Below are 10,576 nucleotides of genomic sequence, written 5' to 3' on the forward strand. Positions count from 1 at the left end.
CGACCCCGCCGCCTTGCGACTCATCCAGTTCTACCGACCCCCCGACCCGCCGGCAACGACCCCCACTACTACCCCACCCCCACACACCGGGCCCGGCGAACAGGGGCGAAGGGGCGGGATCGCGGCGCGCGGGGCCTACGATCCCGCTTCGTATGTGACGTGGGTCCTATGGGGCGAGTCACCCCGACACGGCGGTTTCCTTACGGAAAGTCACCCTTCATACCCATTTCTGCGGTAGGTCCGGTGGCGGAATCACCTCGGGATCGACGGTTTCGAGGGCTCCGCGCCTTGGCTTCCGAGACGGTCAGGCCGGACGCGCCAAGACCTCCGCGAGGCGGTCGAGGCCCCAGTCCAGGTCGGCCTCCTCGATGACCAGGGGCGGCGCCAGTCGGATCGTGCTGCCGTGGGTCTCCTTCACCAGGACGCCGCTCCGGAGCAGCCGGCGCGCGATCTCACCGCCGCTGCCGTGGCGCGGCGGAACGTCCACGCCGGCCCACAGGCCCCGGCCGCGGCTGCCCTCGATCAGACCCGCCGCGGTGAGCTCGTCGAGTCGGCCGTGCAGTCGGGCTCCCAGGCGCGCGGACCGTTCCTGGAACTCGCCGGTGCCCAGCATGTCGACGACTTCGAGGGCGACGGCGCAGGCCAGCGGGTTTCCGCCGAAGGTGGAGCCGTGCTGTCCGGGGCGCAGGACGCCCAGTACGGCCTGCGAGGAGACAACGGCCGACACGGGGACGAGTCCCCCGCCGAGCGCCTTGCCGAGCAGGTACACGTCCGGGGTGACCCCCTCGTGCTCGCAGGCGAAGGTGCGGCCCGTGCGCGCGAGCCCGGACTGGATCTCGTCGGCGACGAGGAGGACGCCGCGCTCCGCGGTGAGTTCCCGGACGCGGGTGAGGTAGCCGGGGGGCGGGACCCGTACGCCGGCCTCGCCCTGGATCGGTTCGATCAGGACGGCGACGGTGTCGTCGGTGAGGGCCGCCTCCAGCGCGGCGGCGTCCCCGAAGGGGACGATGTCGAAGCCCGGGGTGAAGGGGCCGAAGTCGGCGCGGGCCTCGGGGTCGCCGGAGAAGGAGACGACGGTCGTGGTGCGGCCGTGGAAGTTGCCGGCTGCGACGACGATCCGGGCGTGGTCGGGGCGCACGCCCTTGACCCGGTAGCCCCATTTCCGGGCGACCTTGACGGCGGTCTCGACGGCTTCGGCGCCCGTGTTCATCGGGAGGACGACCTCCATCCCGCACAGCTCGGCGAGCCGGGCGCAGAACTCGGCGAACCGGTCGTGGTGGAAGGCGCGGGAGGTCAGGGTGAGGCGGTCGAGCTGCGCCTTCGCGGCGGCGATCAGACGGGGGTTGCGGTGGCCGAAGTTCAGGGCCGAGTACCCGGCGAGCAGGTCGAGCCGGCGGTGGCCCTCGATGTCGGTGGTCCAGGCTCCCTCGGCGGAGGCGATGACCACCGGGAGGGGGTGGTAGTTGTGCGCGCTGTGGGCTTCGGCGGCCGCCACGGCGCGGCCGGTCGCGGAGCCGGGCGTCGCGGGCATCGGGGACTCGGGTGTCGCGGGCTCGGGCGTCGCGGGCTCGGGCGTGGTGTTCGTGGGGGTGGTGGCCGCGTGGGCGGAGGTGGACATGACGACTCCGATCGGCAGGAGGGGCGGCTACAGGAAGGGCAGGGCGCGGGGGTGGACGGCGCCGGTGTCGCGGCGCAGCAGGTCCGCGTAGGTCTCGCGGCGGACCGCCTCCCGTGCCCGGCCGTCCCGGCAGAAGACGACGGCGGGCCTGCGCGCGCCGTTGTAGTTGTTGGCCAGGGAGTGGCAGTAGGCGCCGGTCACGGGCACGGCGACGACGTCGCCGGCGCGCGGGGAGCGCAACGGGACGTCGCGGATGAGGGTGTCGCCCGATTCGCAGTGCCGGCCGACCAGGTCGCAGCCCTCCCCTCCCCCGACCCGGTCCACGACGGTGGCCTCGAACCGCTGGCCGTACAGCATCGGTTCCAGGTTGTCGGCCATGCCTCCGTCGACCGCGACCAGCGGGCGTTCGCCCGGCTTGACCGTGACCACGCGGTAGAGGGTCACGGCGGTCGGTGCGACGAGCGAGCGCCCGGGTTCGACGATGATCCGGGCATCGGCGGGCAGGAGTTCGCGCGCGGCGTCGGCGAGGGTCCTGACGTACTCCTCGATCGTCGGCGGCCGGTCGGTGTGGGTGTAGCGCACGCCCAGCCCGCCGCCGAGGTCGTAGACGCCGTGGCGGCCGAGCCCGGGGAGGTCGGAGACGGCCTCGACGGCCCGCCTGAAGGGGGTGAGGTCCATGAGCTGGGATCCGACGTGTACGTGCAGTCCGTCGAGGCGCAGCCGGGAACCGCGGCGGATGCGGGCCGCGGCCTCCGCGGCCTGTGGGCCCGTCAGGCCGAACTTGGAACCGCGGTGTCCGGTCAGCATGGCGGCGTGGGTGTCGGCGTCGACCTCGGGGACGACGCGCAGCAGCACGGCCTGTCGTCCGTGGGTGACCAGTGCCTCCAGCCGTTCCAGGTCGCGCAGGTTGTCGACGACCACGGTGCCGACGCCGGCCGCGACGGCCATGGCGAGTTCCTCGTCGGTCTTGGCGTTGCCGTGCATGACGATGTGCGCGGGGTCGGCTCCGGCGGCCAGGGCGGTGACGAGTTCACCGCCTCCGGCGACGTCGACGCCGAGGCCTTCCTCCACCAGCGTGCGGACCACTTCGGTGCAGGGGAAGGACTTGGAGGCGAAGACGGCTTGGCTGTTCGGCCAATGCTCGTCGAGCGCGCGGCGGTAGGCCCTCGCCCGACCGCGCAGGGCTTCTTCGTCGACCACGAGAGCGGGGGTGCCGAACCGCTCGGCGAGGTCGGCCAGGCGGCACCCGCCGACCTGGAGGTGGCCGTGTTCGTCCAGGTCGGAGCCGTCTGGGAAGAGGTCCAACAGGGCGCGGCCGGTGGGTGCCCCGGTGCGGTCGAGGATCATGGGACGGGTTTCCGTTCGGTTCGGCGGGTGATCTCCGGTGGCTATCCTGGCAACGCCTCGGCGCGAGCGCCGCTGCCGATCGGCCTACGAAAGGCGGCTCCCGTTGTCCGATCTCCCAACGGCCTCCACGCCGTCCGACGGGGCCGCCACCCTGGGCGGGGTGCTGGACGGCGCCGGCCCCGCGGGGATCCGGCTGCTCGCCGCCCCGGACGGTCTGGGCGTGCCCGTGCGGGGCACGGTCATCCACGACGCCGGTGATCGGGTCGCGGACTCCCCCGGCGGGCTCCTCCTGCTGGTCGGGGTCGATCCCGGCGATCCGGGTGCGCTGACGCTGCCGGGCTTCGCCGCCGCCCGGGGCTGCACGGTCGTCGTGGTGAAGCGTCGCGGACGCGACATCGGGCCGTTCGTGGCCGAGGCCGAGCGGCACGGTGTGGCCGTGCTGGCCGCCGAGGACGACCTGCCGTGGCGCAACGTCGACGCCGTGCTGAGCTGCGCGCTCACCGGCGCCGGTACGACGTCCCTGCTCGGGGCGGTGCCGATGGGGGGCGAGTTGTACGCCCTCACGGACCATCTGGCCGCGGTGGTGGGGGGTGCGGCCGTGGTGGAGGACCTGGCGCGGCGGGTCGTCGCCTATTCGAGCGTCCCGGGCGTCCGCATCGACGCGCCCCGCGAGCGGGGCATCCTCTCGCGCCGCGTGGAGAACTGGCCGGACCTGCCCGAGCAACCGCGGCAGTACCAGCGGGTGCTGTCCTCCCAGGAGGTGGTGCGCTTCCCGGCCATCGGCGCGGAACTGCCGCGGGCCGCCGTGGCGGTGCGGGCCGGGACGCTGCCGTTGGGCACGTTGTGGGTGATCGAACCGGAGGAGGGGATCTCCGAAGAGGGTCTGGCGGTCCTCACCGAGACCGCGCGGCTCGTCGCCCCGCACCTGCTGAGGCTGCTGAACCTGCCGGAGGCCAACCGGCGGCTGCGCCGCGAGACGCTCCTGACGCTGTTGGAGTCGGGTACGGCGCCCCGGGAGTCCCGCGCGCTCCTCGGGGTCGGCGGCGGGGTTCCCTTCCGGCTGCTGGGCTTCGCCCCGCCCGGTACGACCCCGCCCGGTTCGGCCCCACCCGGTTCGGCCCCACCCGGTTCGGCCCCGCCCGGTTCGGCCCCGGCGAACGGGGAGGCGTACGCGGGGTCGGCCGCGGGGTCGGCCGCCGCCTCGGCGACGGTCCTCGAACACGCGGAGTCCGAGGTGGCGCGGCACGCGGCGGCCCACCGCCCGGACGCCACCGTCGCGACGACGGCCGGGGTGGTCTTCGTCCTGCTGCCGCACTCGACGCGGGACGCGGACGGGCGCCGGTTCGCCGAGGCCGCGCTCGCCGCGGTGCGGCGCGCGGTCTCGCCCGCGGTGCGGGCCGCCGTGAGCCGCTCGGGGCAGGACGCGTCCGCCGCGCTCTCCCTGCGCGGGGAGACCGAGGCGATCCTGCGGGCCACGGTGGACGCGCCCGCCGGGAGCCCGCCGGCCACGCTCGGGCAGGTCCGCCACCGGATCCTGCTCGACCGGATCGGTGACGAGCTGCGGCGTGATCCGTGGCTGCGCACGGCCGGGATCGACGAGCTGGTCGCGCACGACGCGGCGCACGGCACCGCGTACGCGGCCTCGATCACGGCCTGGCTGGACGGGCTCGGCGACATCGCGACGGCCGCCGACCGGCTGCGGGTGCACCCGAACACGCTGCGCCACCGGCTGCGGCGCGCCAGGGAGCTGTTCGACCTCGACCTCGACGATCCCGATGTGCGGCTGGCCGCCTGGCTGGAACTCAGGCGGTCGACCCGACCGCTCCCGGCTCCTCGGGGCCACCGCTCCGGCGATCGCTCACGCCCCTGACGCCGGCGGCCCGTCCTCCCACCTCAGGACGCGCGCGATGCGGGCCCGCACCTCGGGGGGAACGCCGTCGAGGCCGCGCAGGACCCGCGCGCGCAGCGCCCCCTCCTCTTCGGGCGACAGCTCGCCGGCGCCGAGCAGCAGTTCCAGCACGTCGTGCGCCAGGGAGGTGGCCGGCCCGTCCGGGGAGGTGAGGAAGGTGGTGACGGCCGGCCCGAGCCGGGCGAAGACCGGGTCCATGGCGTGGCGCACCACACCGTCGTTGGTGCCCGCGGAGACGTCCAGCTTGTGGCGGAGCTCTTCCCAGTAGGTGCGGGACCAGCCCGGGCCGTCGTTGCCCCGGGGGTAGCGGTACAGCCAGTTCATGTCCGCGGGCTCGGGCGGTTCCAGGGCCGGCGGTTCCGGGGAGGAGGCGGTCCGCAGGCCGATCTCCAGTTCCCTGCCCCGTTCGCCCCAGGTGCGCCGCACCGTGAGGGACAGCGCGAAGTCGGTCCACTGTTCCTCGTCGAAGGAGGAGCGCCACAGGAGCGCGTGGCGGTGCCAGGCGCCGCCGTGGTCGTTCCACGAGGGGAACAGCTCGCGCGCGGTGGCGCTGCCCTTCAGCAGCAGGACGACGAGGACCAGGTTGGCCCCGTAGACGCCGTGGCGGGCCGAGGTCCGCAGTCCCGGGGAGGCGGGGAAGCGGGTGGGCCGGTAGGAGCGGTGCGGTTCGTGGGTGCGCCGCCCGTGCTGTTCCAGGACGTCGATGAGCAGGCGGGCCAGTCGTCGCCGCTCGGGGGCGGGGATCCGGCCCACCATGTGGCCGGCGAAGCGCATCATCTGGCGGGAGGACAGCGGCGCGTACGACAGGAGGGTGTAGGCGAGGTCGTCGTCGACGCTGCTCTCGGCGGCGGCCAGGGTCGGGCGGTGTGCCAGGAGACCGGTGAGCACGTGCAGGGCGAGGCGTACGACCAGGTACTCGCCGAAGGTGGCGTGCAGGAACTCGTACGTGGCGAGCACGTGGCCGTCGCGCACCGACTGGGATCGCTGGACGAAGAAGAAGCGGCCGAGTGCCACCTCTCCGGCGCCGAGCGGGGTGCGGAACCCGGAGGCCTCGACGGCGGTGCGGCCGAGGAGGGCCGCGAGGTCCTCGTCGAGTTCGGCTGCCGAGACCCACTGCCGTCGACGGTTGTGCACGGCGAAGGCGACCAGGGAGAGGCGTTGCAGTTCGAGTTCGGCGCGTTCCCGGGCCTCGTCGTCGAACGCGGTGGTGTGGTGGGGGCCGGTCTTGTCGATCTCGCGGCGGGCGAAGGTGACGAGCAGCTCCTCGTACAGTTCGGCCTCGTCGAGGGGGCCGTCGCCGTCCCGGTGGAGGGCGTTGTCACCGGCGTCGTAGAGCGCCAGCATGGTCAGCAGCAGCGGTTGCGCGGCCAGCGCCCGGTGCCGCTCGACCGCCTCCCAGGTCAGCGGTCGCAGGCCCCGGGAGGCGAAGAGGTCGGCGTTGCGCTCGTTCCACACGGCGAGCCAGCGACGTATCTGGTCGGGGTGGAACGGTTCGAGGCGCAGGGCGACGAGGCCCTCGGGGTAGCGGGCCCGGTCGGCGACGGCGATGCGGCTGGTGACGAGGGCGCGGACGGTGCGATGCTGTTCCGCCTCGCGCCGTTGGAAGCGGGCGACCCGCGTGAGGAAGTCGCTGTGGTGGACTCCGGTGGTCTGCAACAGTTCGTCGAAGCCGTCGAGGAGCAGGACGGGGACGAGGCCGCCGGCCGAGCGGACCAGGTCCGGCCAGGCGGCGCGCTCCCCGGTCGCGGTCCGCACCGCCTGCTCGATCTGGGTCTGGAGGTCGTCCTCGGTGCGCACGTCGCGCAGCGGCACCCGTACGGGCAGGAAGCCGGCGGAGGGCAGTCGTGCGGCCAGGACCCGGGTGAGGACGGACTTGCCCGCGCCCGGCTGGCCGAGCACGAGGACCGGGGCCTCGGCCGATGCCGCGGACGTCAGCGCCCCCGCGAGGTAGGCGGTGAGGTCCCGGCGCACGGGGGCCTCCTGCCACCAGGCCTCGGTGGCCGGGGCTCCGCCGCCCGACACCTCGCGCACCCGGAAGTCCGGGTCGAGGTAGATCTCGCGCAGCGTCGGGACGCGGACGCCCTCGGGGCCGGACGAGGCGTCCAGGACGGGCCGGGCCAGGACGGCCTCGGCGGCGCGGGCGAGGGCGAGGGCGACGTCGGTCGCGGGGAGTGCCGTGCCCGGCAGGCCGGCGAGCAGTTCGGTGATCCCGGCGAGGGAGCGGCGCACCTCCGCCCGGGTGGCCCGGTGCTCGACCTGCGTGGTCCAGAACCCGAACTCCGGCGCCTCCTGGGCGAGTCGCGCGTACAGCGTCTCGTACTCCCGCACGGCCTCGCGGGGCAGGTCGGTGCGCAGCGCCCGGCGGGCCTCGGCGCGTTCGGCGTCCGTGCGCGCGCTCCAGACGCGCAGCCCCTCGGCGAAGTCGAGGAACCGTTCGGACAGGCCCTCGTACCAGTGGCCCAGCCGGTCGGTGACCGCTTCGTGGGGCTGGTGGGGTGCGGGGACCGGCGCGTCGACGGCGGCGAGCGAGCGGGCGAACGCGGCTCCGCGCCCGGTGGCCGGGGAGGCTCCCGCGAGGGCGAGCTGTTCGGCGCGGGTCAGCTGAAGGTCGTCGAGGGCGACCGGCAGGCGGCGTTCCTCCAGGGCCTGGAACCAGGCGAGGACGACGATGACGGTGTGGGCGGCGTGCAGCAGTTCGGTGCGCTCGGCTCGGCCCTGCGCACGCCCGAGGCTGCGGCCGATGCCGTGCACGGCGCCACGGCCGAGCGACAGCACGCTCCCGCGTGCGTCGGCCATCCGCAGGATTCCCTCGCCGGCGCCGCCGGTGGCGAGGTTCAGCGCCCCGCCGAGCGCCCGGTCCAGCGCGGCGACGGCGGGCGGGTCGGTGCCCAGCAGCGTCAACGCGTCGGAGAAGGACAGCAGCCCCCGTGGTCCCGCCATGCCCCCGCGCCCCCTGTACCCCGTGCCCTCGATGCCCCCGCGGGTGTTGCCCGCGACGCCCGCGCCCACCGCACTCTGACACAGCGGCGCGGGGCGGGGGTGCCGTTCGCCGCAGCCGGTACCGGTACCGGTACCGGTACCGGTCGCTGTCGCCGTACCGCGCGGCCGGCTCCGATGGCGCGTCCGGATTGCGGGGTCCCGCGGGGGGTGGTGGGCTGGCCGGGTGTGCGCGCGGCCCGTCCGGGGGCGGCGCGGCCGTCGGACGAGCGGAGAACCGTCGTGGCCAAGGCCTATCTCGTGGGTTCGGGTATCGCCTCCCTGTCGGCGGCGGCGCTGCTGATCCGGGAAGGCGGGTTCGCGGGTGGGGACATCACGCTCTTCGAAGCCCAGGACCGGACCGGCGGCAGTCTGGACGCGGCGGGCGACCCGGAGACCGGGTACACCATGCGGGGCGGGCGGATGTTCGAGCTGCACTTCGAGTGCACCTACGACCTGCTGCGCTCGATCCCCTCCCTGGACGCGCCGGGCACCTCGGTCACCGAGGACACCTTCGCCTTCCACAAGGACTTCGCCTGGAACGACCGGGCCCGCCTCGTCGACGCCGGGGGCCGACGGGTCGACACGCGTTCCATGGGGTTCTCGGAGCGCGACCGGCTCGACCTGGTCACGTGCGCGGCCCTGCCCGAGTCGCGCCTGGACGGCAAGCGGATCTCCGACTGTTTCACCCCGGAGTTCTTCACCACCCCCTTCTGGTACATGTGGTGCACGACCTTCGCCTTCGAGCCCTGGCATTCGGCGATCGAGTTCCGGCGTTACCTCAACCGGTTCGTGCACCTCTTCAAGACCTTCGACACCATGTCGGGCATCTACCGCACCCGTTTCAACCAGTACGACTCGATCGTGCGCCCGCTCCGGGCGTGGCTGCGGGACCAGGGCGTGGTCATCGAGACGAACACCACGGTCACCGACGTGGAGTTCGCCGATGGAGACGGCATCACCGCGACCTCCCTCACCCTCGCCCGTGACGGTGCCGGCTCGCGGATCCCCGTCGGACCCGAGGACCTGGTGTTCGTCACCAACGGTTCGATGACCGCGAATTCCACCCTCGGCACCACCGACACACCCGCCGTGCTCGACACCGGCGCCCCGGACGCGTCGTGGCAACTGTGGCGGACCCTGGCGGCCAAGCGGCCCCACCTGGGCGACCCCTCGGTCTTCGACTCCTCGGTCGCGGACTCCACCTGGGGGTCCTTCACCGTGACCACCCAGGACCCGACCTTCTTCAAGGCCATGGAGGAGTTCTCCGGCAGCGAGGCCGGCAAGGGCGGACTGATCACCTTCAAGGACTCCGCCTGGCTGCTGACCATCGTCCTCAACCACCAGCCGCACTTCCACGACCAGCCCGAAGGCACCTACGTGTGGTGGGGTTACGCCCTCTTCCCGGACAGGCCGGGCGATCACGTGGGCAAGACGATGGCCGCGTGCACCGGCCGCGAGATCCTCACCGAGGTGCTCGGGCACCTGCGTCTCGCGCAGGGCGAGCAGATCCTGGAGTCCTCGATCGTACGGCCGGCCCTGATGCCGTACATCACCAGCCAGTTCCTGGTCCGCAAGGCCGGCGACCGGCCCGAGGTGGTGCCGCCCGGATCCACCAACCTGGCCTTCATCGGCCAGTACGCCGAGGTCCCCGACGACGTGGTGTTCACCGTCGAGTACTCGGTGCGCACCGCCTGGACCGCCGTGGCCCGGCTGCTGCGCCTGGACCGGCAACCGCCGCCGGTCCACAAGGGCGGCCACGATCCGCGGGTCCTGCTCGAAGCCCTGCACACCCTGCACCGCCGCTGAGCGGGCGACGCCCGCTCAGCGCGTGCGGGGCGGGCGCGTCACCGCTCGCAGGCGACGCCGTCCCCGTCCTTGTCGAGGTGCTTGCCGTAGCCCGGGTCCCCCCGACGGATGGGCGCCGCGCCGGCGGCGCGGACGGCGTCACAGTTCTTGTACGAGACGCTGCCGCCACCGCCGGAGGTGGTGGACGACCCTCCCGAGGAGGATCCGCCGGACGTGGTGGAGGAGCCGCCGCTCGTGTCGTTCCCGCTGGTGGGCGGCTTCGGACCCTGCGTGGTCCTGGCCGGGGCGGGCGTGGGGGTCGCCTTGCGCGTGGGCGTGGCCGCGGCGGAGGGGGTCGTGATCGCCGTGGGGGTCTCCAGCGGCGTGGGGCTCGTCGAAGGAGTCGGTTCCGCGGAGGTCGGCGAAGGCGCGGGGCTGCTCTGCGTGACGGCCGGCTTGCCGTCACGGCCGTCCTCGGCGCCCTTCTTCCCGCCGTCGGTCAGGAAGGGCACGAAGAACCAGATGCCCGCGAGGACGGTCGCGATGATCTTCTTGGGCTTGTCCCACGGCCCGGCCCACGCGAGGGCGATGCCGACCGGGGGTATGACCACCAGCATCGCGATGATCAGCGCGGGATGCTGCCACCAGCGTCTGACGGGCGGCTGGGCAGGGGGGTACGAGTGCGGGGACGGGTACACGGCTCTCCGAGCGGGTGTGAGGTGAGCGACGAACATGACCGACGGTCACCGGGTGGGATCAACCCGGTGATCAACGCTCACCTTGCAACACCCTGTCAATACATGCCAAGCACCCATCGAGCAGTATTTGAAGTTTGATCGAACGCGAAAGACGCCCGGCCGGGGTGTCCCGGTCGGGCGTCTTTCGCGTGTGGCTGGGGGCTGTCGCCCGGGGCGGCCTAGTACCAGTGGTTGGCCTGC

The 10,576-nt window shown here is 73.7% G+C and carries 6 protein-coding genes; 2 read left to right on the forward strand and 4 right to left on the reverse strand.

Annotation, left to right across the window (positions count from 1 at the left end):
* Positions 1 to 304: 304 nt before the first annotated feature.
* A complete protein-coding gene (gene rocD, locus ACZ6ZI_RS40100) occupies positions 305 to 1,531 on the reverse strand; it encodes an ornithine--oxo-acid transaminase (protein WP_469530074.1) in 1,227 nt (408 codons plus the stop codon).
* Between the two features lie 114 nt (positions 1,532 to 1,645).
* A complete protein-coding gene (gene lysA / locus ACZ6ZI_RS40105) occupies positions 1,646 to 2,965 on the reverse strand; it encodes a diaminopimelate decarboxylase (protein WP_469530065.1) in 1,320 nt (439 codons plus the stop codon).
* 103 nt (positions 2,966 to 3,068) lie between these two features.
* Here lysA and ACZ6ZI_RS40110 point away from each other — a divergent pair, with 103 nt between their 5' ends.
* Positions 3,069 to 4,835, forward strand: a complete 1,767-nt coding sequence (locus ACZ6ZI_RS40110) for a helix-turn-helix domain-containing protein (RefSeq protein ID WP_469530067.1) — start codon at positions 3,069 to 3,071, stop codon at positions 4,833 to 4,835.
* Here ACZ6ZI_RS40110 and ACZ6ZI_RS40115 read toward each other — a convergent pair.
* On the reverse strand, positions 4,824 to 7,814 hold the full coding sequence (locus ACZ6ZI_RS40115; RefSeq protein ID WP_469530069.1) for an NACHT domain-containing protein: 2,991 nt from the start codon (positions 7,812 to 7,814) through the stop codon (positions 4,824 to 4,826). The genes ACZ6ZI_RS40110 and ACZ6ZI_RS40115 overlap by 12 nt on opposite strands.
* Before the next feature lie 174 nt (positions 7,815 to 7,988).
* Here ACZ6ZI_RS40115 and ACZ6ZI_RS40120 point away from each other — a divergent pair, with 174 nt between their 5' ends.
* Positions 7,989 to 9,659, forward strand: coding sequence for an oleate hydratase (locus tag ACZ6ZI_RS40120; RefSeq protein WP_469530071.1), 1,671 nt, complete (start codon positions 7,989 to 7,991; stop codon positions 9,657 to 9,659).
* 38 nt (positions 9,660 to 9,697) lie between these two features.
* Here ACZ6ZI_RS40120 and ACZ6ZI_RS40125 read toward each other — a convergent pair whose 3' ends face one another.
* Entirely contained in the window at positions 9,698 to 10,249 is a 552-nt protein-coding gene (locus ACZ6ZI_RS40125) for an excalibur calcium-binding domain-containing protein (protein ID WP_469530073.1), read from the reverse strand.
* Positions 10,250 to 10,576: the final 327 nt, after the last annotated feature.

This window comes from Streptomyces sp. NPDC103540 (genome assembly GCF_055584445.1).

Coding starts and splice junctions, on each gene's coding strand:
- ACZ6ZI_RS40120 (WP_469530071.1), top strand. CDS start 7,989: ATGGCGCGTCCGGATTGCGGGGTCCCGCGGGGGGTGGTGGGCTGGCCG.
- rocD (WP_469530074.1), bottom strand. CDS start 1,531: ATGCCCGCGACGCCCGGCTCCGCGACCGGCCGCGCCGTGGCGGCCGCC.
- ACZ6ZI_RS40115 (WP_469530069.1), bottom strand. CDS start 7,814: ATGGCGGGACCACGGGGGCTGCTGTCCTTCTCCGACGCGTTGACGCTG.
- lysA (WP_469530065.1), bottom strand. CDS start 2,965: ATGATCCTCGACCGCACCGGGGCACCCACCGGCCGCGCCCTGTTGGAC.